This window comes from Luteimonas endophytica (assembly GCF_029887875.1).
Classification (GTDB): domain Bacteria; phylum Pseudomonadota; class Gammaproteobacteria; order Xanthomonadales; family Xanthomonadaceae; genus Luteimonas; species Luteimonas endophytica.
Window position 1 is genome coordinate 135,201 of record NZ_JARXRM010000008.1, and the last position, 22,330, is coordinate 157,530.

Genomic DNA, 22,330 nt, shown 5'->3' on the forward strand with positions numbered 1-22,330 from the left:
CGGTCAGTGGGAGGGGGCGAGGCGCGGGTGCTGCCGGCGTGCGGCGGCCGCGTAGCCGCCGGCGCCGTGCTCGATGGTGCGCGCGACCCTGCCGATGGTGGTGACGCTGACCCGGGTACGTTCGTGGATCTCGCGGTAGGGCACGCCCTGCAGCAGCAGCGGCACCACCCGCCAGCGGTCTGTCATCGCTTCCAGCTCGGCGGGCGTGCACAGGTCGCGCAGGAACGCGCCGACCTCGTCGGGCCGTTCGAGCGCGGCCAACGCCTTCGCCAGCGCCCTGAACGAGGCGTCGGCATCCTGTTTCGGCAATGGGTCCGGACGCTGCTTCATCGAATTAATGTGTTAACGCGTTAACACATTATGCAGATGCGGGCGCCGCGGTCAACCGCCTTCCCGTTCGATCGGTTCATCGGCCGGCGCTCCTCGCAGGAGCGGGCCGTGCCCGCGAAGATCCGCATCGGCCAACCGGCCGGGGATCGCTGCGGCCTTCGCGTCCATGGGGACGTCCCACGGACGCGCGGCTCATCCCGACCGACGACGACTTCCGTAGGAGCGGGCCATGCCCGCGAAGAACCGCGTCGTCGCGCAGGCCCGGAACGGCCGCCAGCGCTGCGGCGCGCCGGCGGCTATCGCGTGTGCCGCCGGGCGAGCGCCTGCGTGGCCATCCAGCCCAGCGCCACGCCGCCCAGGGCGCCGACGATCTCCATGAACACGCGCGCGCCGAGGCCGTCGGCATCGTGGATCCTCGACAGCGCGATGCGCGCGTAGACGGGCGACTCCAGGCGCACCACGCCCAGGTAGAACAGGTTCCACAGGTCGACGCCGGCGCCCAGCGCGACTGCCGCCAGGCAGGCCCAGCCGATGTCGTGCCCCGGCTTCCAGGCGAACCTCTTCTGCAGCGCATGGAACAGGCCATGGAGGACGAAGCCGATCGCCAGCGCGATCAGTCCCGCCTCCAGCGCCCCCAGCCAGCCGAGGTGCAGCGGCAGGTTCAAGCCGCCGGCCCGGCGCCCCGCTCGGCCCGCTGGGCGGCCGCGAGCAGGCTGCCGTCGGCCACCAGGCGCACCGCCTCCGCAACCTCGCCGTCGAGGGCGCGGTCGCGGTCGAGGAACGGGATCCGTTCGCGCAGCGCCGCGTGCGCCGCAGCCACGGCCGCGCCCGGATGGTAGGTGCCGGCGCCGGCCAGTTCGGTACGCAGCGCCTCCACTTCCTCCAGGAACACCGCGCGGTGGCGGTGCCCCTCGGCCGGCGCGCCCTGGATCTTGGCGGCGAAGGCCGCCGCGTCGCTGCGCCGGGCCAGGTCGCGCGCCGCGTTGATCATGTCGCTGCGGAAATCCAGCGCCTGGGCGGCGGTGTGCAGCTCGAGCGCCAGCACCCGGCCGAGGTCCTCCACCATCGCCAGCACGTGGCGGGCCTCGTTCGCACCCATCGACACGTGGTCCTCGGCGTTGGCGCTGGTCGGGATCGAGAACACGCTGGCCGGATGCGCGCGGCTGGCCAGGTCGTTGACGATCGCCGCGGCGGTGTACTGGACGATCATGAACCCCGACTCGGTGCCGTCCTCGTTGCCGATCAGGAACGCCGGCAGGCCGTCGCTGGTGGCCGGGTCGACCAGCTTGTTGAGCCGCCGCTCGGAGATCGCCGCCAGCACCGGGATCGCCGCCTTGACGTAGCTCAGCGCCAGCGCCAGCGGCATGCCGTGGAAATGCCCGGCCGAGATCACCTGCTCCTCGACGTGTTCGGCGCGCCGGTCCGGGAACACCAGCGGATTGTCGGTGACCGCGTTGAGCTCGATGTCGAGCACGCGCTGCGCCTGCGCCAGTGCGTCGCGCACCGCGCCGTGCACCTGCGGCACGCAGCGCAGCGAGTAGCTGTCCTGCGGCTGGTGCTTCTTGCCGCCGCGGAACGGCTTGAAGCGGCGGTAGAACTTCTCGCGGCCGTGGCGCTGGTCGGCCGGCACCCAGTCCCAGCCGATGTCGAAGCGCAGCTGCTGCGCCGCCGGTTCGTCCCAGCTGCCGGGCAGCCAGCTGCGGAACCGCGGCACCAGGTGGTACGGAATATCGGCCAGGGTGGACCCCGCCAGCAGCGCGCGCAGCCGCCCCGCCACCTCGACCTGCCCCGGGTGCGGGCGCAGCGCGTGCACCTCCTGCTCGAATGCGCCGAGGCGCCCGGCGAAGGCGTCGATGGTCATCGCCGCCGCCAGGTCGGCGGTATCGAGCAACGTTTCCAGCCGCTCCAGCGCCAGCACGCCCATCGCCAGCATCTGCGCGGTGCCGTTGTTCAGCGCCAGGCCTTCCTTGTAAGACAGCGTCACCGGCGCCAGCCCTGCGCGGCGCAGCGCCTCGGCGCCCGGCAGCCGCTCGCCCTGCAGGAACGCCTCGCCGCCGCCGAGCAGCACGATCGCCAGGTGCGACAGCGGCGACAGGTCCCCGGACGCGCCGACCGAGCCGAGCGAGGGCACCACCGGCACCACCCCGGCATTGAGCATCGCCGTGAGCGCCTGCAGCGTCTCCACCCGGATCCCGGAATGGCCGCGCAGCAGCGTGTTGATGCGGATGCACAGCATCGCCCGCACCACGTCCGCCGCCATCGGCTCGCCGACGTTGACCGCGTGGGTGAGGATCAGGTTCTGCTGCAGCTCGGCGTGCAGCGAGCGGCCCGAGGGCAGCGTGCCGGGCAGTTCGTCGCGCAGCGGGTGCGCGCCGAGCAGCTTGTCGGCATTGCTGCCGAAACCGGTGGAGACGCCGTAGATCGGCTCCTCGCGCCGCACCTGCTCGGCCAGGAATTCCGCGGCGCGGGCGACGGCCTTCAGCGCGCCGCCGTCGAGCGCGACCGGCGCGCCGCGCGCCACGTCCACCAGCTGGGCGCGGGTCAGCGACCTGCCGTCGAGCCGTACCTCGCTCATTCGCCCGCCTCCGGTTCGGCACGGGTCCGCGCCTGCACCCGCAGCTGCTCGCGCTCGACCAGCAGGGTGCGGCCGAGGTCGTCCTCGGCCACCTCGAACTGCTCGCCGCGGCGCAGGTCCTTCACCGCCACCGCGCCGCGCGCCGCCTCGTTCTCGCCGCGGATCGCGACGAAGCGGATCCCGGCGCGGTCGGCGTACTGCAGCTGCTTGGCGAGCTTGCGCGGCTCCAGCTGGGTCTCGACGTTGAGGCCGGCGGCGCGCAGCCGCTGCGACAGCGCCAGCGCATGGTCCAGCCCGGCATCGTCGAGCAGCGCCACCAGCACGTCGACCGAGCTGTCGGCGGTGTCGACCAGCCCGGCCTCGCGCAGCTGCCAGAACAGCCGGGTCAGGCCGATCGAGATGCCCACGCCGGGGAGCCTCGATTTCGTGTAGTGACCGGCGAGATCGTCGTAGCGGCCGCCCGAGCAGATCGAGCCGATCTGCGGGTGCGCATCCAGGGTGGTCTCGTAGACCATGCCGGTGTAGTAGTCGAGGCCGCGCGCGATCGACAGGTTGATCGCGTAGCCAGACTCGGGCACACCCATCGCCCGCAGCCGCTCCAGCGCCGCGCGCAGCTCGTCGCGGCCCTGTTCGAACAGCGGCGTGCCGGCGCCCAGCGCGTCGAGCCTGGCCAGGGCGTCGGCATGGCCGGCCGAGCGCACCTGCGAGAACGCCATCAGCCGGTCGGCGACTTCCGCGGCCAGTCCGAACTCCTCGCCGAGCAGCGTTTCGCGTACCGCGTCGGCGCCGCGCTTGTCGAGCTTGTCGAGCTCGCGCAGCACCGCGTCCTGGCGTTCGCCCTCGATCCCCAGGCCTTCGAAGAACCCGCGCAGCAGCTTGCGGTGGTTCATCTGGATGGTGAACGCCCCGATTCCCAGCGCGCCGAACACGGCATGGATCACCGCCGGGATCTCGGCGTCGTAGCGCGGCGACAGCGCATCCTTGCCGATCACGTCGATGTCGCACTGGTAGAACTCGCGGAAGCGGCCGCGCTGGGCGCGCTCGCCGCGATACACCCGCTGCATCTGGTAGCGGCGGAACGGGAACGCCAGCTCCCGCTCGTGCTCGGCGACGTAGCGCGCCAGCGGCACGGTGAGATCGAAACGCAGGGCCAACTCCGGCAGAGCAGCCACCTTCTGAACCTGACCTCGTATCGCGTCGGCGGAGACTGCGGGAAACTCGTAGGAGCCCGCTTCCGTCCTCAACTGTTCCAGCCTTTCCATGGCGCCTTTTTCCAAGCCGCCGGTCGACTGCACGAAGTACACCTGCCGCTCGGTCTCGCCGCCCGACTTGGTCAGCAGCACCTCGGACAGCTCGAACACCGGCGTCTCCACCGGCAGGAAGCCGAATCCCTCGAAGGTGCGGCGGATGGTGCCGAGCATGCGGTCGAACGCGATCTGGTCGCGCGGCAGCAGCTCCATCACCCCCGGCGGGGTACGCGGCTTGATCAAGGCGGGGCTCCGTGGTGCGTGCAGTGCGACAGTTTAACGGGTCGCGGCGCCGCGGCCGGGGTTCCCCGGGCCGGATCCGTCCCGCCCCCTTGCCGGGCCCAAGGCGCCCCCCTACAATTGGCGGCTCGCCCGCGTCGGGGTGTAGCTCAGCCTGGTAGAGCGCTACGTTCGGGACGTAGAAGTCGCAGGTTCAAATCCTGTCTCCCCGACCAATCGATCCAAAGGCTTACAAGAAGGCCGCCCTAGGGCGGCCTTCTTGTAACTGCAGGGTAACCGCAGTCACAATGATGGAATAGTCGCGCAGCGGAAGCCAATGTGAGGTAGAAGCTCTGATGGGCGGGTTGCCGGCCACGGCTAGGTCGAAGTCGACCGGGTGCGCAACGGACGTACGCGGCCGCGCACGCAGTCAAGACCAGGGCGATGGCCGGCCGTGATCGCACATCCCGGCGTGGGCCTCCGATCTAGAGTGTGACTCGGCCAGGTCTCATTAGGGTCCTCTCTCGTACGTGAAGCCCTGGGTACGTCCGCTCTTGCCCTGAAGTGCGGGACACGTTCGCGTCGGATCTGCTCAGCGAGTTCGGGCAGCTCGATGTAGTCGTGTCCAGGCATGCCCCCGATCAAGTGATAGGCACAAGGGAGCCCTGGAACACCCATCAGCACCCATGGAGCCCAAGCGTTCCAATGCCCCAATATGCTCACGCTGCTATCGGGAATGGTCGCATTCCAGGCGATCAGCGCGATGCACGCCCAACCAGCACCTACCATCGAGAACCAACGTTTTCGCTCCAAGCGCCGTTCGGCCATCTGTTCTTTCACGTGCTGGCGCCGGTCGGCGTCTGGCTGTTCAGCTAACCAAGCCTCGGCTTGGCTCCAAGATACAAAGCGCGCAGCATCAGGCGTCTTCCGGCCAGGAAACCACCCAAACCAGCCCTGGACCGTGATCACGAGCGTACCCAGCACCTCTACAGCCAAAAAGCGAAGCAAGCCCGCCCCAACCGTCATGGTCAGTCCGTAGGCGAGCACCGCCAGCACCAACAACCCTGGCCTAGCGCCGAACTCATTCAAACCCATGCGAAACAGGCTCACGCCCGTGCCCCACGACAACACCAGATCGGTCACCAAGGCAAAGGCGAACAAGCGCAACAGAAAGCGGTAGTCGTGGGCCTTTTCCAACAAGCTCCATTTTTCGGCATCGAGATTCATGGCGGGTGCTCCGCATGCGCAGGGATCCACAGTCTCCCGCGGCCCTGTCTCAGTGATTGCGATGAGCGTCGACAACATGCCACCTTCGACAAGCCCGAGACTATCTTTCAGGGCATTCCAGAGCCTCCATTGGGCTGACACTCCGCAAACGTGCCAGGATAATCCTAGAATCCACAGGGGGGAGACACGTGGGCATCGAACGGGAATTCGGCCGCTACGGCGCCAAGCTGGCGAATCGCACGTGGGCGGTGTCCGCGCTCACCGATGATCCGCGCGAGCTCGTGGTGAGCATCTGGCAGCACCACCCCAACCCGGCCCGCCTGGCTGGGCACGCGCAGCGGTGCCGAGCGCGCCAGGGAGACGCCCCATGAGCGGCTATAACACCAACTTGGCGGCCGAATTCTACGTGCTGTCCACGTTCTACCGCCTGGGCACGGACGCCAACCTGACGTTAGGCAACAAGAAGAGCGTGGACATCGTGGTGATCCGCGGCGCCGGCGATTCCCTGACCATCGACGTGAAGGGCTTGGCCGGCACCACCGGCTGACCCATCGACAACCTCAAGCCGGGCACGCTCCGGCACTTCATCGCCTTCGTCTGCTACCAAGGCAAGATGGACGACCCGACCGTGGCGCCCTTATGCTGGGTGGTGCCGTCCAGCGACCTGGCCAAGCTGACCTACAACGCCCCCCGGGCCGGAAGCTGATGCGAGTGTCCACGCTCAAATCGACCGGCGAGAAGTATCTGAACGCCTGGCACCGGGTCATCTGAGCACAAAAAGCCCCGTTTCCGGGGCTTCGGTCGTCGGCGCTTAAGTGGGGATTCTGACCGCCGTCCCCCGTTGCCGGGTGAAGGGGCCAGGCCGTCGTGCCACGGCTGGCCGGCCGTTTCGTCGGCTGCAATCGGCCACTGTGGTCAGACTTCGCCCCAATCGGCGTCGGACTTTTCCGCCAACCATTGCTCGGCGGTCTTGCCTTTGAGTTCGCCGGCCAAGTGGCTGGCGCATAGCATCTTGCCGCCGGACCGCGCGTTGGCCACCGTATGCGCGGCAAGGATCGCTGCGGCCAGCAAGTGTTGCTTCGTGCGCCCGTCTTGCGACCAGTCGCTGGACAAGGCTTTCAAGGTGGCCAACGCCTCCTGCCCGGACAGGTACTGCAGGCAGGTGAGAAACGACCACTGGAGGCCCACCTCTTCGCGCAGGCGCCTGCCGGCGGCCTTCTCGTCGATCCGACCTTCCACGGTGTCGAGCAACGCTTGGGCCGCGGCCACAGCCTTGTCCTGGGTCGACAACCGGCTCTTCTTCTTTGGATACAGTCCGCGCATTCGCTTATCCTCAGGCCGGGGTAGGCCACCGTTCGATGGCATCCAGGAATTGTTCGATGCCGCCGTTGCGCATGGAAAAACAACGCGCAACGGGCATGGCGATGCGCGTGTCGGCGATACGTTGGTGCAGCGCGTTGACCCGGCGCTCCCAAGCCTTATCTATCAGCACCAGGTCGCAGTAGTCCACGGCATCGACCGCATGCATCAGGTCCACCGCTTCGTTTGCGGTGATCGACGCGTTGGGATCGAGCATCAGTTCCCGCAGCAACTCACCGGAAATGATCTGCTGGCGCGTGCGCCCGTCGTCGGGTCGCGCAGCTTTCGCCTTGCGCCGATAGGGTTCCATCTGACGGTGATGGGCCAGCGAGGCGACCAGCCTGGCCGCGACCTCGTCCAGGATTTCCACCATCCGGTCGCGGTTCTCGTGGACCACCTGAAACATCCCCCGAAATGTCTCCGGGAAGGATTGGGTTTGGGCCCACTTGCGCGAGAAGTAATTCATGTTCCGGCGATCAGCCGGCGGGAGCGATCGCCTCGCCGGGTCGGTGTTGCCGCGCGACGGCCGCGCGTCGGCCGGGTCGGACAAGAACAGGTAAATGTGCGGCACCACCTGGGCGAGCAGCCGCTCGGCCCGCTCGACGTGGCGCGGGTCGGCGAAGCGTGCGAACTCGCCCATGGACACCGCCGCCAAGAGCCAAGTGCCGTTGCGCGTCTTGAGGTTTTGCGCAAACCGCGCCGATCGCTCGTCACTCTCGGCGATGGCGCGGATGGCGAACGTGTCCAAGTAGACGGTCGGGTGGTCGAACCGCTGCGTCCACACCACGTCCTCGCCGTCGAAAGCGAACAAAATCGACATCCGCTACTTACTCAAGTTGCGACCTTGGCAGCGTCCGGCCACACCTGGAGCAACAATCCAAACAAGTGCTCGGCGCGCTTGTCACTGGAAGAGCGGCACTGGAAGTTCACGCTGGGATCGAAGATGGCTTTGAGCTGACAGGTGTTCGCGTCCAAGTGGTCCCCTGTTTGGTTGTAGCTGTCCTCAGCGGCCAGCATACCGCGCTGCAGCGGTGCCCCGCCCCCGTCTCAGGGACTGAGTCGGGGTGCAAGACCTCTACCCATCTAGCTGCCCAGGCCGAGATAGCCAGACATCGGGGCGCACCCCTCGGCTACGATGCGGCCATGCCCGTCTCCGATGCCAACGCCTTCGCCCTGCTTCGCACCTTCGGGACCCTGGAGTTCGCGCTCAAGCGGATCCCCGGCTTCACGGGCGTGGGCTCCTACAGGTCGGCCAAGGCGAACTGGCGGGCGGTGGACGAAGCGGTGGATGCGCTGCCGGCGTCCGAGTTTCTAGACCGGATGTCGGCCCCGACGCGGGACAAGTTGCTGGGAGGGGCTCGCCACCGGCCCATGGTCCAGGTGGTCGATGTCATCCAAGGCCAGAACCTGACGCGCTTCGACTTGCTGCCCCTCCACGCCTCGGACGCCCGCGCTGTGATCGAGGCCACGCGCCGCGTGCGCAACAACCTTTTCCACGGTGGAAAGGAAGACCCGTTGGAAGCGCCCTACCCGGGCGACGACGACGAGTGGGCGGTGGCCGCTCGGGAAGTCGCCGAATTGCTGCTCGACCTGCTGGACCGCCAAATGCTCAGGCCGTAGGCGACTTAACGCCCCTGACTGGACCAAAATGGGGCATGGACTCTGACTGCGCCATCTTATGGAAAGCAAAGCTTGAAGCCTTACTTGGCCCCCGCTGGGCGGTCCGCTGTAGCCACGTGTTTTTGGCCGAGGAACTGGCGCAGCTGCGCGAAGGCCTGTGGCCGCGCGACGTGGACGATCGTTGGGTAGTGTGGCTCGACGGCGGCACGCTGCGCTGCTGGCGCTCGTGGACCGGCACATGCATCTACGAAACCAAAGTCGCGGTGAGCGAGGACGGCACGGGCGTGGCCGCGATGCTCGACGTGCTCGACGACCCGGACTCTTACCGGCGCGCCGGCACTGACGCCGGCGAGCTGGAACGCTTCGAAAGCGTCCTGCCGCTGGTGTGGCGCCGCGAGGACGAAGGCGACGCGCTAGCCGGTGTGTCGGTCCTCGGGGGCTGACCGTGGCCCAAGTCCCCGCCAACCTGCTGTTGCTGCACCAGGGCGAAGAGGAGTTGCGCCAGCGCGCCGTGCGCATGGTCGAGGCCTACCCCAACTTGGCCGACCACCTGGATCTCACCGAACGCGCCATGGACGTGATGGACATGCTGCGCCAGCACTACCAGGCCGACGACGACGAACGCACCATCAGCCACCTCGGGATCCGCGCGTTCAACGACTTTGCCACTGCGTGGAAGCTCATGGCTTCTGGCTACTATCAGGCGGCCACGCTCATCTTGCGCGACATCGTAGAAGCAACCAACTTGGTCAACGCCTTCCACGTGGACCGCGCGCTCATCGAGAAGTGGCGCAAGGCGGACCGACGTACGCTTAAGCGGGACTTCGCTCCCGCGGCCGTGCGCGAGATCCTCGACGACGCAGCAGGCCTGGGCAAAAGCCGACGCGAGGAGATCTACATAAGGTTTTCTACGCTGGCCGGCCACCCCACGCTCGACGGGTTCGCCATGCTGCGCCCCAAGGGCATGGAGGCGCACATCGGCCCGTTTTCGGATCTCACGGCGCTGCGCGTGGTGGTGGAGGAAATGGGCATGCTGGCACCGCAGGCCGGCTTTGCGTTTTGCATCTATCTGGACACGTCCATCGACGCGTGCAGCCAAGTCGCGCACTACTTCTTGACCGGCGCAATGGATTACTCGGGTAAATACTTGGGCAAGCCCTACTCGTCCAAGGAGCGTGCGGAAATCGATCGGCTATTCGCACGCTCGTCTTCTGAGGCGCGCTGATGAAATGGGACTTGAAGGAACTTCGGGGACACGTGAAGCGGCTGCTCGGCGAAGACTAGCTGCGCAGCGTCAACCAGTGCTTACGGACCATCGGCGACCGGCGCGAATTTAGCCGCTACCAATTCAACGAAACCAAAGTCCAGATGGCGGATATCCTCCAGGGCCGCGAAGACTTTGAGCTGACCGCCGCGCTCTTGGGGGCGTTAGACACCGACAAGCGGCAGTTCTCCACCGCACAATTTCAGGCGTATGCGCACACGGTCGCCTGCGTTCAGAGCATGCACGCGGTTGCCGATAGCATGGCTCACTTCGCTTACCACGTTCTGGGGGCCAACCTGGACCCGGCCACTCACATCAAGAAGGAGCGCGACATCACCTGGTCAAAGGTGAGTAAGAAGCTCGCGCAGGGCCCATCAAGGATGGGATGAGCGCATTGCTGGACGATCCGGGCTTTACCTACTTGGCGGCGCTGAGCAACCACACCAAGCACCGCTCCATCATCGAGGTGTCCTACTCGGTTAACTTCGAGTCGGACGCGGTCGAACACGGTCTTCGATTCAACCCCTTCACCTACGACGGGGTGGCCTACCCCGCCAAGTGGGTTCGCCCCACGCTGATCGACGAATACCAGCGGCAGGAAAGGTGGCTCCTGACCATCGGCAATGCAGTGAGCGGCAAGTTCAGGGCCCGACCCTGAGCCAGAGGCTCAGCATGCACGTCCGGGAACCACTGCATGCACTTCGCACCTGCAAGCGCGACCAAACTCCCCGCGGTTCAATCGTGCGGCTGTAACTTCAGGGGCACCGCGCCGAGGGGGCTTCCGACGAACAGGTATCGCCCTTCCCGCTCGCGCAGGAACACGACATAGGATTTCCCGGCCTCGCAACAGTCATTGCGGTGTTCCGAAATCGTGCCATCGACGACTACCTCAATGCGGTCGCTGACCTTGGCGTCGCCTTTCAACACGCCGGCCACGCGGGCGCTGACGCGATAGAACTTGTCGAATTCCTTGCCGTCGTACGGGATTGGCTCGATGGCGTCCACGACAGCGACCAACTCCGCCGCCGCCACCCGTTCCTCCAATGAGAGATTGGGCCGGTCTACGGCGCAGACGTTGCCCGCGAGGGCGACCAGCGCAAGTATCCAGATGGGCGCCGCTGCATAGCCGGCCAAGGCCAGGATCAGGGTGATGGTGAAGCGGGCCATACTTCGCCCGATGGCAACGACACGGTATCCACGAATACACCGATGCCGTGGTCGCACACCCCCAAAGGCACCTGGCGCCCTTGCTCGGCATACCACAGCACCACTTCACCTGCGACCTCAAAACTCGGCTGCACGAACGCACGGCCTTGCACGGAGACCGTCTGCCCGTTCCATGTGCGCAACGCATCCTTGAAACCATCGGGCAACGCCAGCTTCGCGCATGTGCCGTCGACGTCCAGAACCGCAGCGGTGGCCGGCTCGCCCTCATGCAATGCTAGGCGTCCGGTCAAGGCGCAAGATTGCCCTGCTTCGCACAATGACGCTGAACCAGTGCTGCCGGAATGGGCGCAACCGGCCAACATGACCAAGGCAACACCCATGCTGCGGATCAGCACTGGATGGTTGTGCATGAAGACACTCCCGACCCGCCTTGGTTTTGGTTCCAACTGTCGATGGTGCTACGGATTGCGTTGCGCTCGCCGGGCGTGAGGCGTGTCCCATCCAACCCCCGCACGCGAAAGCCCACTTCGGTCCTTTCGATGCCGTAGGCGCCGCGAGGGGAAATGACGTAGGCGGTTCTGTCAGTTGCATCTGCCATGCGCCCATCCTCGGGACCGGGAAGGCCAGATGTGCGGACTGTGTGCGTGTGGCCGCCGCTCTCCTCGGGCCCAAGCGCCCGTAGATTGTAAGAACCCACTTCGCGCACCGACCCATCGCTGCACGACTGGCAGCTTGTCGTCATGGGATTGGACGCGGTGCCATCAGCAGATGCCTTGAAGCCTTGCTCCTGCCCTCTGAAATCCAGTTTTGTGCCATCGGACAGCGAGCCCGACCGCGATGCGGAGCGCACCTGACCATCGACGGTCATCTGCTGGCTCGATGGGCCTGGCTGCGGCGTAGTGCCGGTTTCCGTGCGCGGAGAATCGATGCAGCCGCCCACCCCCTTCGGGCATGCGGCGCGCCCGTCGGGATCAATGAAGCGATATGGATTGTTGTTGCCATACCAATAGCGATTGAAGTTCTGACCATTGTTGGGATTTGCCTGGACGGGGTCAGCCGATACAAAACGTGCCGATGCGATCGGCGCCGCTGCACACAACATCAAGGCCAAAGCGATATGAAAAGTCGTGCGCATCACTGCCCCCTCTGGGTCTTTTCCCGCTCGATGGATCGAAGATACGCCGCTTCCTGCTCCGGTGTCCACGGCGCCCAGCCTAGCCGCTCGGCTTGGTCATACATCGCCAGGTTCGCCTGGCTCAAACGCTGGTAGTCCGCGACCTTGTCGGCCGGAATGTCGGCCGGGTTCGGGTAGCGATTGGCATAGTGCTCTTGGAGCTGCAGGTAGTAGGCGTTACCCTTCCAAATCAGGGCGATGGTGTCCTTGGAATTGGCCGCCAGCACCAGTTCGGCGACCTCCAACAGCGCATCGGCGCTCTTCTGGCGCCCGTAGTGCTCCATCAGCGTAGAAGCGATGACGCCTACCCCTTCGCGAGGCAGCAGCGGGCGCAGGTAGATGTCGTTTTGCAGCGCCAGCGAAGTGATGTGCGTGTCGCGCTCATAGCTGCTATCGAACTTGAAGCCGCCCTGCGTAGCTTCCACATTGACCCAGGCCTGCTGCGTGTCGTCGGCGAACTTCACCATGACGTGGCTGGGCGCCGTCGCCAGCGCGACCGGCAGCCCAAGCCGCTGGCCCAGGATCACCAACAGGATGGGCATGGACACGCAGTTGCCCTTGCGCGTACGCAGGTAAGTTGCAAGGTGCTTGTTCGCCGGCTGACTGCCCAAGGGATCGCTTAGGTCGTAGGAGAACGGCCGGTTGTCGTTCCATGGACCGGGGGTGTAGAGGGTTTTCAGCAAGGCATCGAGGATCCCGCGATCACTGGCGCCAATGGGAAAGTTGTCGCGCACGGCCCGCTCCCATCGATCGATGTCACGACGTACGGCAATCTCGTCCGTCGACGGGTCGATGACACGGTCCACGGCCAGCTTGGCGTCGAGGTAGCTGACGCGCTGGTCGGGAAGTGCGAACTGTGTGCGCAGCGGGGCGAGATTGGCGGCTGCCCAAGACGTGGGTGCGACGACCAGCAGACATAGCCCAATGGCCCGGGTCATCCAGAAATGGCGGATCTTGATCCCCATGCGCTCCTTGCGCCCCTGCCTGCTATGGCAACGATAGCTCAGCCAAATCCCGGGCGCCAGAGGGCGGGAAAATCCATGCTATCCGGTACAGTTTTAGGGAGAAAGCTTGGCACGGCGGCGCCCCACCCCATCAACGCCGCTATGATCTCGGCACCGATCTGGGGCGCGGCGCACATCCATCCCGATGGCGACGATGCCGTGGGCCGGGCCGGACCCGGCTACTTCATCATCCTGTCGATGATCATGCGGCCGCTGCTGATGCTGTTCGGGCTGATCTGCTCTATCGCCGTAGCCAACCCCATCGCGAAACAGCCGGCCCCGGGGCGGGTTTTTCTTGTCCGGCCGGGGCGCCCTTCCCCACCGGCCGGTACTACACCAGCACCAGGTCGTCGCGGTGCACCACGCTGCCGCCGTAGTTGTAGCCGAGGACCGCCTCGATCTCGCGCGAGTGCCTGCGGGCGATGCGGCGGATGTCGGCGGCCGAGTACTGGCTGACCCCGCGCGCGACCGGCTCCTCGCCGTCGTCGTCGCGGCGGCGGATCTCGACCATGTCGCCGCGACGGAAATCGCCCAGCACCGCCAGTACCCCTCCGGGCAGCAGCGAGGCGCCCTTCTGGATCATGGCGTCGGCGGCGCCGGCGTCGACCACGATCGCGCCGGGCTCGGTCGGGGCGTTCTGCAGCCAGTGCTTGCGCGCCGCCATCCGGCTGCGGGCCGGGTGCACGCGGGTGCCTCGCAGGCGGTCCTGGGCCAGCCCTTCGAGCACGTCGGCGCGGGTACCGTTGAACAGCACCGTGACGATGCCGGCACCGGCGGCGCGTTGCGCGGCGTCGAGCTTGGTGCGCATGCCGCCGGTGCCGGCGGCGCTGCCGGCGCCGCCGGCCGCCGCCAGCAGCCCGGCGCTGAAGCGCGCCACCACCTCGACCGGGCACGCCCCGGGGTTGAGCCGTGGATCTGCGTCGTACAGACCGTCGATGTCGGTGGCGATGAACAGCACCTCGGCGTCGACCAGCGCGGCGACGATCGCCGCCAGGGTGTCGTTGTCGCCGAGCTTGAGCTCGTCGACCGAGACCGTGTCGTTCTCGTTGACGATCGGCAGCGCGCGCTGGCGCAGCAGCGCCGCAAGAGTGGCGCGGGCATTGAGATAGCGGCGGCGATTGCGCAGGTCGTCGTGGGTCAGCAGCACCTGCGCGACCGGGCGCTCGAAGAAGCCCTGCCAGAAGCCCATCAATTTTGCCTGCCCCAGCGCCGCCAGCGCCTGACGCTCGGCGATCGGCGCGTCGACGGCGGTGTCGGCGCGAACGATCGCGCGACCGGCCGCGACCGCGCCGGAAGAGACCAGGACCACCTCGCGACCGGCCGCGACGCAGGCCGAGACGAACCCGGCCAGCGCGCGGGCATTGCGCGGCGACAGGCCACCGCCGTCGGCGGCCAGCAGGCTGCTGCCGACCTTGAGCACCGCGCGCCGCCAGGGCGGCAGCAGCTGTTCGCCAAATCCACCGGTCATCGTCTCTGCATCCCGGTTCCATAGAGCGGAGCTTGCTCCGCTGCTGCGCCGGCCCGGGACGGAAAGCAGCCGAGCAAGCTCGGCTCTACGCGGGGTCGCGGTTGCCCGTGGAATCGTGGTTCCCCGTAGAGCGGAGCTTGCTCCGCTGCTGCGCCGGCCCGGGACGGAAAGCGGCCGAGCAAGCCCGGCTCTACGGCGGGTCGTGGTTGCCCGTGGAGCCGTGGTTGTCCGTAGAGCGGAGCTTGCTCCGCTGCGCCCGTCACGCCGGCAGCGCCGCCAGTCGCGCATGCAATGCGTCCAGCCCCAGGTCGGCGCAGGCGCCGGGCGAGACCCGCGCCTGCAGGCTGCCTTCCGGGGTCCTGCCCTCGCCGGCCTGCGCCACGGCTTCCGCGGCGGCGCGGTAGGCGTCGCGGAACGGCACCCCGGCCGCGGCCTGCTCCACCGCCACGTCGGTGGCGTACATGCCGTCGTCGATCGCAGCGCGCATCCGCCGCGGCCGCCATTCGAGATTGGCCAGCAGCGCCGGCAGCAGCTCCAGCGCCGCCAGGCCGCGGCCGAAGCCGTGGAAGATCGCGCCCTTGCTCGCCTGCAGGTCGCGGTGGTAGCCCGACGGCAGCGACAGCAGCTGCTCGATCTCGATCCGTGCCGCGGCCACGCTGGCGTGGGTCGCGCGCATCAGCTCGATCACGTCGGGGTTGCGCTTGTTGGGCATGATCGAGCTGCCGGTGGTGTACTGCGCCGGCAGGTCCACGAAGCCGAACTCTGCGCTGGAGAACAACGACACGTCCCAGGCAAGGCGGCGCAGGTCGAGGGTCGCCGACCCCAGCGCCTCCAGCGCCGCCAGCTCGAACTTGCCGCGCGAGAGCTGCGCATAGACCGGGTTGATCTGCTGCCGGGCGAAGCCGAGCGCGGCGGTGGTGTGGGCGCGGTCGAGCGGCAGGTTGACCCCGTAGCCGGCGGCGGTGCCGAGCGGGTTGGCGTCGAGCAGGGCGCGGGTATCGAGCGCGCGGCGGGCGTCGTCGATGAAGGCCTCGGCCCAGCCGGCCCACCACAGCCCCGCGGAGGACACCACCGCGCGCTGCAGGTGGGTGTATCCGGGCAGCGGCAGCTCCGCCTCGGCGTGGGCGCGCTCGAGGGCGACCCCGGCGATCTCGCGCGCCAGCGCGGCGGTACGCCCCAGCTTCTCCTTCAGCCACAGCCGGGTGGCGACCAGCACCTGGTCGTTGCGGCTGCGCCCGGTGTGGATCTTCTTGCCGGCGTTGCCCAGGCGCTCGACCAGCCAGGCCTCGATCGCGGAGTGGCCGTCCTCGTAGCGCGCGTCGAGCACGAAGCGGCCCGAGGAGAACTCCTCGCCCAGGATCGCCAGTTCGCGCTCCATCGCCCCGAGCTCGTCCTGCGACAGGATGCCGATGCGCGCAAGGCCCTGCGCGTGGGCCCGGCTGGCGGCGATGTCGTGGAGGAAGAACTCGCGGTCGAGCACCACGTCGTCGCCGGCCAGGAACGCCTGGATCTGCGCGTCGACGGCGACGCCGGGCTTCTGCCAGAGGAGGTCGGACATGTCGGGCTCCTGGTTGGATCAAGCGTTCACAGCGGGATGCCGTCGAACTCGCCGAAGCCGAGCGCGAGGTTGAGGTTCTGCATGGCCTGGGTCGCAGCGCCCTTGAGCAGGTTGTCGAGAGTCGCCACCACCACCGCCCTGCGGCCGTCGCCGGACACCGCAACGCCGCCGATCTGGACGCCATGGCGGCCGGCGATGCGGCTGACCCACGGCGGCGCGTCGACCAGCTCGACCAGCGGCTCTCCGGCATAGCGCTCGCGGTAGCGCGCGGCGACCGCGCCGGCTCCGGCCGGCTCGCGCAGGTGCAGGTTGACGGTCATGGTGATGCCGCGGAAGTGCGGCGCCACGTGCGGCATGAACTCGACGTCCGCGCCGAGCTGGCGCGCCGCCTCGCGCTCGTGGATGTGGCCGGCGAGCGCGTAGGGCATCAGGTTGTCGCGCAGCTGCTCCGGGTCGTTGCGGTCCGAGGGGGTGGTGCCGGCGCCGGAATACCCCGAGACCCCGAAGCACTGCACCGGGCCGGCGATGTCCTCCAGCAGCGGCGCGATCGCCAGCTGCATCGCGGTGGCGTAGCAGCCCGGATTGGCGATCCGGCGCTGGCCGGCATAGCGCCCCCGGGTGAGTTCGGGCAGCCCGTAGTACCAGGCGTCGTCGAAGCGATGGTCGGCGGACAGGTCGACGATCACGGGGCTCGCGCCGGCGCGGTCGATCTCCGCCACGAACGGAGCGCCCTTGTCGTTGGGCAGCGCCAGCACCACCGCGTCGACCCCGCGCCCGGCCAAGGCGGAGGGATCCAGCGTCTCGTAGCGCAGCGCCCCGGAGAACCCCGCGACGTGCGCGTCGACGCGCTGGCCGGCCAGCTCGCGCGACGAAACGAACGCGAGTTCGAGTCCCGGGTGCGCCGCCACCAGGCGGATCAGCTCCGCACCGGTATGCCCGCGGGCGCCGACCAGGCCGAGGGTCGCGCGGCCGTTCATGCCGCCCGCCCCGGCTCGAGCAGGGTCGGCGCACGCTGCGCGCAGTGGTTCACGCAGGCCTCGATCCCGGCGAATTCGACGATGCCGTACCAGAACACCTTCCAGCGCTCCTGCCGGTAGCTGCCGTCGGATTCGGAATAGTAGAACTGGTTGACGGCGTTGTGGTGGCGCGAGCGCCAGAACAGGCGCGGGGTCCGCTCGCGCATCACCTGCCACACCGCGCGCCCCAGGCCTTCGCCCTGGGCGTCGTCGAGCACGGCGAACTTGTCCAGATACACGCCGCAGTCCTCGTCGGTCAGCACGATCGCCGCACGGTAGTTTTCGCTGACGTAGGCGCGCAGCAGCCGGGTGCGCTCGAAGTAGTCCGGCGCCAGCGCCCGGCCGAAGCTGGATTCGATCAGGCCGCGCAGCCGCGGCAGGTCGAGCTCGCTCCACGCCGCCGCCTGGAGGACCCGCTCGCCGCGGCGCACCAGGGTGCCCGAGCCGCGATGGGTGAACAGCTCCTTGGCCAGGTCCGCCGGCCGGGTGATGGAGACCGACGACGCCAGCGGCAGGTCGTCGAGCAGGCGCTTGATCTGCTCGATCTTCAGGCGCATGCCGCCGTTGAGCCAGGGCTGCGCCATCAGGTGCTCGTACTCGGTCGACAGGTTGATCGAGTCGATGACCCGGCCGGCGTCGTCGAGCAGGCCGCCGGTACCGGTGAGGAAGATGATCTTGTACGGCTGCAGCATCCGTACCAGCTCGTTGGCGGAGACGTCGGCGTTGACGTTGAGGATCTGCCCGGACGGGGTCTCGCCGAGGCTGGCGATGACCGGGATCGAGCCGGCCTGCAGGCTGGCCTCGATCGGCGCGAGGTTGACCGCCTTCACCTCGCCGACAAGGCCGTAGGTCTCGCGGTCGAGGTACTCGGCCTCGAACACGCCGCCGGTGATCGAGGTCGCGCGCGCATCGGCCTGCTGCAGCGCCTCCACCAGCGCGAGATTGGAGGCCTGGAACACCCGGCGCACGATCGCCAGCGCCTCCGGCGTGGTGACGCGCAGGCCGTCGAGCGTGCGTTTTTCGATGCCCGCCGCGGCCAGCTCCGCGTCCAGCTGCGGGCCGGCGCCGTGCACCACGATCGGGGTCAGTCCGACCTGCTGCAAAAAAGACAGCGAAGAAGTCAGCGCCTCGAGATCGTCGCGCAGCACCGCACCGCCGACCTTGACCACGGCGAAGCGCTTGGCGTCCAGCTGCGAGAAACGCTTGAGGTACTGGCTGATCTCCTTGGCGCTGGCCATGCTGGAGAGCAGCCGGATGATGGTCTGGCGGGTCTGGGTGTGGGCTTGCATCGCCGCGTCTGCCTGGTCCGGGAACGGGTGTGGGGGGGAATGTCGGGAGATGGCGTTTCGCGCGCCGCAAGCGGCGCGCGGCGATCACGCCGGCGCCGGCCGGTCGATGACCCTGGCGACGATGTCGGTGTAGGCCAGCAGCTGGTCCAGGGCCACCCACTCGTCGGCGGTGTGGGCCTGGGCGATGTCGCCGGGGCCGAACACCAGCGCGGTCAGCCCGGCCTGGGAGAACAGCGAGGCCTCGGTCCAGAAGTCCACAGCGTTGCCGACCGGCAGCCCGAGCGCGTCGGCCAGGTCGCGCGCCTGCAGCCTCCGCTCCTCGGCCGCGGCCACCGCGCCGGCCGGCAGCGGTGGGCCGCGGAAGGTTTCCTCGTAGCGCTCCAGCGCGCCGGCCTCGACGAAGCCGCCGAAACGGGTGTGCAGGGCATCGATGTCCTGCGAGGGCAGCGGCCGGAACCCGAATCGCACCTCCGCTTCCGGCGCGATCACGTTGGCCTTGATGCCGCCTTCCACCTTGCCGACGTTGAAGCGCAGCCCGGTCAGCCCGCCGAAGCGCTCGTGCTCCTGCGACTGCACGAAATCCAGCGCCCGTGCGCCCCAGCGCATCGCCTGGTGCAGCGCATTGGCCTGCATCGCGCCGGCGCCGGAGGCGTGCCCGGCGGCGCCGCGGAAACGCAGCAGCGCGGAGGAGATCCCGCGATGAGCCAGCACCGCCTCGCAGCCGGTCGGTTCGGCGACGATCGCCTCGCTGAAGCGGTAGCCGCCCTTGAGGAAGGCCAGCACGCAGCGCGCGTCGTTGGCTTCCTCGTCGCTGGTGAACAGGAACGCCGCGTCGCCCCGGGTCGCCTGGGCGGCCGCCAGCAGGCCGGCTGCGGCGCCCTTGATGTCGCAGGCGCCCAGGCCCACCGCGCGCACGCCGTCGACGCGCAGCTTGAACGGGTCCGCGCTCCAGTGCGGCGAGTCCGGCACCGTGTCCAGGTGCACGTTGAACAGCCGCTGCGGGGTGCCGCGCACCGCCAGCAGCGAGACCGCGCCGGCGCCGTGGTCGCTCAGCTCGACGCGGAAGCCGGGCAGCTGCGCGCGGAGGTACGCGAAGATGCCGCCGCCGTCGATCGCCCGCGGTGGATTGCGCGTATCGAACGCGACCAGGGCTTCGAGGTGTCTGAGGATGGCGTCGAGCATCTTGGGATTCCCGATTCCTACGCCCGATTCCCGGCACCGTTCACCTGCGCCCACAGCGTCGAGCTCATTCCGAACAGCCGGATGAAGCCCTCCGCCTCCTCCACGCCCCAGTCCGCCGACTGCGCATACGTGGCACCCTGCGCGTGCAGCAGGTGCGGCGACGACACCGCCACGGCATCGACGCGGCCGCCGTTGGTTTCCAGCACCACCTCGCCATTGACCATGCGCTGGGTCGAGGCCAGGAAGGCCTCCAGATCGGTCTTGAGCGGGTCGTGATAGAAGCCCTCGTACACCAGCTCGACCCACTGTCGGGCCACCGCCGGCTTGAAGCGGTTCTGCTGCTTGGTCAGCACCGCTTCCTCGAGCGCGCGGTGCGCCGCCAGCAGCGCCGCCAGGCCCGGCGCCTCGTACACGATCCGCCCCTTCAACCCGATGGTGGTGTCGCCGGTGTAGAGGCCGCGGCCGACGCCGTAGCGCGCGAACATGGCGTTGAGCCGCGCCAGCAGCGCGGCACCGTCGAGCGCTTCGCCGTCCAGTTCCACCGCCTCGCCGGCGGCGAAACGCAACCGCGCCCGCAGCGGCTCGGCCGGCCACTCCGCGCGCGGCGCGCACCAGCCGCGCGCTTGCGCGCCGGGCGCCTCCCAGCGGTCGATTTCGCCGCCCGACAGGGTCACCCCGAGCAGGTTCTCGTTGATGGTGTAGGCCTTCTGCTTGGCGCGCACGCCGAAACCGCGCGCCTCCAGGTACTCCTGTTCGTAGGCGCGGGTCTGGGTATGTTCCTTCTGGATCTCCCGGATCGGGGCGACGATGCGGTAGCTTCCGCTGGCCTTCACCGCCAGGTCGAAGCGCACCTGGTCGTTGCCCATGCCGGTGCAGCCGTGGGCCACCGCGTCGGTGCCGAGTTCGCGCGCCCGTGCGAGGGTGGCGTCGACGATCAGGTAGCGGTCCGAGACCAGCAGCGGGTACTGCCCCTGGTAGCCCTCGCCGGCCCAGACGAAGGGCTTGACGAAACCGTCCCAGATCGCCGGCCCGCCGTCGACGGTGGCGTGGCTGGCCACCCCGAGCTCGGCGGCGCGCTGCTCGATGAAGGCGCGCTCCTGCGCATCCACGCCGCCGGTATCGGCGAACACGGTATGCACCCGCCAGCCCTGCTCCTGCAGGTAGGGCACGCAGAAGCTGGTGTCGAGCCCCCCGGAGAACGCAAGGACGATGTCCTGGCCTCCTCCGGGGGCGTGATTGGTGACTGGTGATTGGTGGTTGGTTGAAGCAGGCTGCTGCGGCATCTGGGGGCCTCTCGGAAAGGGGGGCAATACGTCTGCTGAAGGGGTTCGCTCTTGCGAATCACGAATCGCCAATCACGACTGCGCCACCAGCGCAGCCATCACCGCCTTCTGCACGTGCAGCCGGTTCTCGGCCTCGTCGACGGCGATGCAGGCGGGGGAATCCATCACCGCGTCGGTGGCCTTGACGTTGCGCCGCAGCGGCAGACAGTGGCTGAAGACGGCCCCGTCGGTCAGCGCCATCTTGGCCTCGTCGACGATGAAATGGCGATAGCGGTCGCGCATCGGCTTCTCGCGCTCCCAGGCGCCGAAATAGGGCAGCGCGCCCCAGCTCTTGGCGTAGACCGCGTGGGCGCCGGCGTAGGCGCTGTCTATGTCGTGGCTGACCGCGAACGAGCCGCCGCTCTCGGCGACGTTGTCGCGGGCCCAGCCGAGATAGCGCTCGTCGAGCAGGTAGTCCTCGTTCGGGCACAGCAGGGTCACGTCCATGCCCATCCGGGTGGCGATGGTCAGCGCCGAATTGGCCACCGCGGTGTTGAGCGCCTTGGGATGGTAGGTCCAGGTGAGCACGTATTTCCTGCCGCGCAGGTCGTCGCTGCCGAAGTGCTCGCGCAGCGCCAGCGCGTGCGCGAGTTCCTGGCAGGGGTGGGTGATCGTTTCCATGTTGATCACCGGCACCGTCGCGTAGCGGGCGAAGGAGCGCAGCACCCGATCCTCGCGGTCCACCGACCAGTCGGCGAACTTCGGGAACGCGCGCACCCCGATCAGGTCGACGTAGCGCGCCAGCACCCGCGCCACCTCGGCGATGTGCTCCTCGGTCTCGCCCTCCATCACCGTGCCCAGGTCGAACTCGATCGGCCACGCATCCTTGCCCGGCTGCAGCACGATGGCGTGCCCACCGAGCTGGAACGCGCCGAGTTCGAAACTGGTGCGGGTGCGCATCGAGGCGTTGAAGAACACCAGCGCGATGGAACGGCCCTTGAGCTCGTCGCCCAGGCGCCGGCGCTTGAAGCGCGCGGCCTCGGCCAGTACCGCATCGAGTTCCGCGCGGCTCCAGTCCTGGGTGTTGAGGAAGTGCTTCATCGATGGTTCCTGTCGGTCGGCGGGCGCCGGCGGGCGAAAAACCCGGCGCGAAAACGAAAAAACCCAGCGCGAGGCTGGGTCGGTCCTGTGAAACCCGATGCCGCGGGTCCCGGCTACCCAGCTGGCTGGCAGGCTTCCGGTCGGCGCGCGCGCGAGGTCATTCCCGCCGCCATCCGGGCGGAGGTGAGGATCTGGGCGTTGGCGCGGATCTGGGTCATCGCGCGGCATCCTCGCACGAGCGGCGGGCCGCCGCAAGCGCCGGCGCGGC

At 68.2% G+C, this 22,330-nt stretch carries 25 protein-coding genes and 1 tRNA gene; 7 read left to right on the forward strand and 19 right to left on the reverse strand.

What is annotated here, in order from left to right; all coding sequences use genetic code 11:
• Window positions 1–3: 3 nt before the first annotated feature.
• The 4 genes from QFW77_RS00840 to hisS form a co-directional block, all read right to left on the reverse strand.
• Entirely contained in the window at window positions 4–330 is a 327-nt protein-coding gene (locus QFW77_RS00840; RefSeq protein WP_280572249.1) for a YerC/YecD family TrpR-related protein, read from the reverse strand.
• 296 nt (window positions 331–626) lie between these two features.
• On the reverse strand, window positions 627–995 hold the full coding sequence (locus tag QFW77_RS00845; RefSeq protein WP_280572250.1) for a hypothetical protein: 369 nt from the start codon (window positions 993–995) through the stop codon (window positions 627–629).
• Window positions 992–2,905 (reverse strand): HAL/PAL/TAL family ammonia-lyase, encoded by a 1,914-nt coding sequence (locus tag QFW77_RS00850; protein WP_280572251.1) that lies wholly within the window; start codon window positions 2,903–2,905, stop codon window positions 992–994. The genes QFW77_RS00845 and QFW77_RS00850 overlap by 4 nt, the downstream gene beginning before the upstream one ends.
• Window positions 2,902–4,395 (reverse strand): histidine--tRNA ligase, encoded by a 1,494-nt coding sequence (gene hisS / locus QFW77_RS00855; RefSeq protein ID WP_280572252.1) that lies wholly within the window; start codon window positions 4,393–4,395, stop codon window positions 2,902–2,904. The genes QFW77_RS00850 and hisS overlap by 4 nt, the downstream gene beginning before the upstream one ends.
• 135 nt (window positions 4,396–4,530) lie before the next feature.
• Between hisS and QFW77_RS00860 the strand changes: the two genes are divergently transcribed.
• A tRNA-Pro gene (locus QFW77_RS00860) sits at window positions 4,531–4,607 on the forward strand.
• 142 nt (window positions 4,608–4,749) lie between these two features.
• Here the strand turns inward: QFW77_RS00860 and QFW77_RS00865 are convergent.
• Complete coding sequence (locus QFW77_RS00865; RefSeq protein WP_280572253.1) at window positions 4,750–5,598, reverse strand: hypothetical protein; 849 nt, start codon at window positions 5,596–5,598, stop codon at window positions 4,750–4,752.
• Window positions 5,599–5,965: 367 nt separating this feature from the next.
• Between QFW77_RS00865 and QFW77_RS00870 the strand changes: the two genes are divergently transcribed.
• The gene (locus QFW77_RS00870; protein ID WP_280572254.1) at window positions 5,966–6,145 is read left to right on the forward strand and encodes a hypothetical protein; all 180 of its coding nucleotides are present in this window, start codon (window positions 5,966–5,968) and stop codon (window positions 6,143–6,145) included.
• A 368-nt stretch (window positions 6,146–6,513) separates the two neighbouring features.
• Here the strand turns inward: QFW77_RS00870 and QFW77_RS00875 are convergent, their stop codons facing one another.
• From QFW77_RS00875 to QFW77_RS00885, 3 genes are read right to left on the reverse strand one after another with little or no spacing between them, the layout of a single operon-like run.
• Window positions 6,514–6,921: a hypothetical protein gene (locus QFW77_RS00875; RefSeq protein ID WP_280572255.1), complete on the reverse strand. Its 408-nt coding sequence runs from the start codon at window positions 6,919–6,921 to the stop codon at window positions 6,514–6,516.
• A gap of 10 nt (window positions 6,922–6,931) precedes the next feature.
• The gene (locus QFW77_RS00880) at window positions 6,932–7,777 is read right to left on the reverse strand and encodes a hypothetical protein (RefSeq protein ID WP_280572257.1); all 846 of its coding nucleotides are present in this window, start codon (window positions 7,775–7,777) and stop codon (window positions 6,932–6,934) included.
• Window positions 7,778–7,788: 11 nt separating this feature from the next.
• The gene (locus QFW77_RS00885) at window positions 7,789–7,974 is read right to left on the reverse strand and encodes a hypothetical protein (protein ID WP_280572258.1); all 186 of its coding nucleotides are present in this window, start codon (window positions 7,972–7,974) and stop codon (window positions 7,789–7,791) included.
• A 126-nt stretch (window positions 7,975–8,100) separates the two neighbouring features.
• Here QFW77_RS00885 and QFW77_RS00890 point away from each other — a divergent pair, with 126 nt between their 5' ends.
• The 5 genes from QFW77_RS00890 to QFW77_RS00910 all read left to right on the forward strand — a co-directional run bounded on the left by QFW77_RS00890 (window position 8,101) and on the right by QFW77_RS00910 (window position 10,499).
• On the forward strand, window positions 8,101–8,577 hold the full coding sequence (locus QFW77_RS00890) for a hypothetical protein (RefSeq protein ID WP_280572259.1): 477 nt from the start codon (window positions 8,101–8,103) through the stop codon (window positions 8,575–8,577).
• A 122-nt stretch (window positions 8,578–8,699) separates the two neighbouring features.
• Window positions 8,700–9,020 carry a hypothetical protein gene (locus QFW77_RS00895; protein ID WP_280572260.1) on the forward strand — a complete coding sequence of 107 codons (321 nt, stop codon included), beginning with the start codon at window positions 8,700–8,702 and terminating at the stop codon, window positions 9,018–9,020.
• 2 nt (window positions 9,021–9,022) lie between these two features.
• Window positions 9,023–9,802 carry a hypothetical protein gene (locus QFW77_RS00900; protein WP_280572262.1) on the forward strand — a complete coding sequence of 260 codons (780 nt, stop codon included), beginning with the start codon at window positions 9,023–9,025 and terminating at the stop codon, window positions 9,800–9,802.
• Window positions 9,803–9,945: 143 nt separating this feature from the next.
• Window positions 9,946–10,230 (forward strand): hypothetical protein, encoded by a 285-nt coding sequence (locus QFW77_RS00905; protein WP_280572263.1) that lies wholly within the window; start codon window positions 9,946–9,948, stop codon window positions 10,228–10,230.
• Window positions 10,227–10,499, forward strand: a complete 273-nt coding sequence (locus QFW77_RS00910; protein WP_280572265.1) for a hypothetical protein — start codon at window positions 10,227–10,229, stop codon at window positions 10,497–10,499. Before QFW77_RS00905 ends, QFW77_RS00910 begins: the two co-directional genes overlap by 4 nt.
• 77 nt (window positions 10,500–10,576) lie before the next feature.
• On the opposite strand, the gene QFW77_RS00915 is transcribed toward QFW77_RS00910, so the two are convergent.
• The 11 genes from QFW77_RS00915 to QFW77_RS00965 all read right to left on the reverse strand — a co-directional run bounded on the left by QFW77_RS00915 (window position 10,577) and on the right by QFW77_RS00965 (window position 22,062).
• A complete protein-coding gene (locus QFW77_RS00915) occupies window positions 10,577–11,008 on the reverse strand; it encodes a hypothetical protein (RefSeq protein WP_280572266.1) in 432 nt (143 codons plus the stop codon).
• Window positions 10,984–11,418: a hypothetical protein gene (locus QFW77_RS00920; RefSeq protein ID WP_280572267.1), complete on the reverse strand. Its 435-nt coding sequence runs from the start codon at window positions 11,416–11,418 to the stop codon at window positions 10,984–10,986. Before QFW77_RS00920 ends, QFW77_RS00915 begins: the two co-directional genes overlap by 25 nt.
• Window positions 11,397–12,143 carry an RHS repeat-associated core domain-containing protein gene (locus tag QFW77_RS00925; RefSeq protein ID WP_280572268.1) on the reverse strand — a complete coding sequence of 249 codons (747 nt, stop codon included), beginning with the start codon at window positions 12,141–12,143 and terminating at the stop codon, window positions 11,397–11,399. The genes QFW77_RS00920 and QFW77_RS00925 overlap by 22 nt, the downstream gene beginning before the upstream one ends.
• Window positions 12,143–13,147 carry a transglutaminase family protein gene (locus tag QFW77_RS00930; RefSeq protein WP_280572269.1) on the reverse strand — a complete coding sequence of 335 codons (1,005 nt, stop codon included), beginning with the start codon at window positions 13,145–13,147 and terminating at the stop codon, window positions 12,143–12,145. The genes QFW77_RS00925 and QFW77_RS00930 overlap by 1 nt, the downstream gene beginning before the upstream one ends.
• 370 nt (window positions 13,148–13,517) lie before the next feature.
• Entirely contained in the window at window positions 13,518–14,654 is a 1,137-nt protein-coding gene (gene proB, locus QFW77_RS00935; protein WP_280572270.1) for a glutamate 5-kinase, read from the reverse strand.
• Window positions 14,655–14,913: 259 nt separating this feature from the next.
• Window positions 14,914–16,212, reverse strand: coding sequence for an argininosuccinate lyase (gene argH / locus QFW77_RS00940; protein WP_280572271.1), 1,299 nt, complete (start codon window positions 16,210–16,212; stop codon window positions 14,914–14,916).
• A gap of 26 nt (window positions 16,213–16,238) precedes the next feature.
• Complete coding sequence (argC, locus tag QFW77_RS00945; RefSeq protein ID WP_280572272.1) at window positions 16,239–17,189, reverse strand: N-acetyl-gamma-glutamyl-phosphate reductase; 951 nt, start codon at window positions 17,187–17,189, stop codon at window positions 16,239–16,241.
• A complete protein-coding gene (locus QFW77_RS00950; RefSeq protein ID WP_280572274.1) occupies window positions 17,186–18,517 on the reverse strand; it encodes an acetylglutamate kinase in 1,332 nt (443 codons plus the stop codon). Before QFW77_RS00950 ends, argC begins: the two co-directional genes overlap by 4 nt.
• Before the next feature lie 84 nt (window positions 18,518–18,601).
• Window positions 18,602–19,699 (reverse strand): acetylornithine deacetylase, encoded by a 1,098-nt coding sequence (locus QFW77_RS00955; protein ID WP_280572275.1) that lies wholly within the window; start codon window positions 19,697–19,699, stop codon window positions 18,602–18,604.
• Window positions 19,700–19,716: 17 nt separating this feature from the next.
• Window positions 19,717–20,982 (reverse strand): argininosuccinate synthase, encoded by a 1,266-nt coding sequence (locus QFW77_RS00960; RefSeq protein ID WP_280572276.1) that lies wholly within the window; start codon window positions 20,980–20,982, stop codon window positions 19,717–19,719.
• Window positions 20,983–21,054: 72 nt separating this feature from the next.
• Window positions 21,055–22,062: an N-acetylornithine carbamoyltransferase gene (locus QFW77_RS00965; protein ID WP_280572277.1), complete on the reverse strand. Its 1,008-nt coding sequence runs from the start codon at window positions 22,060–22,062 to the stop codon at window positions 21,055–21,057.
• Window positions 22,063–22,330: the final 268 nt, after the last annotated feature.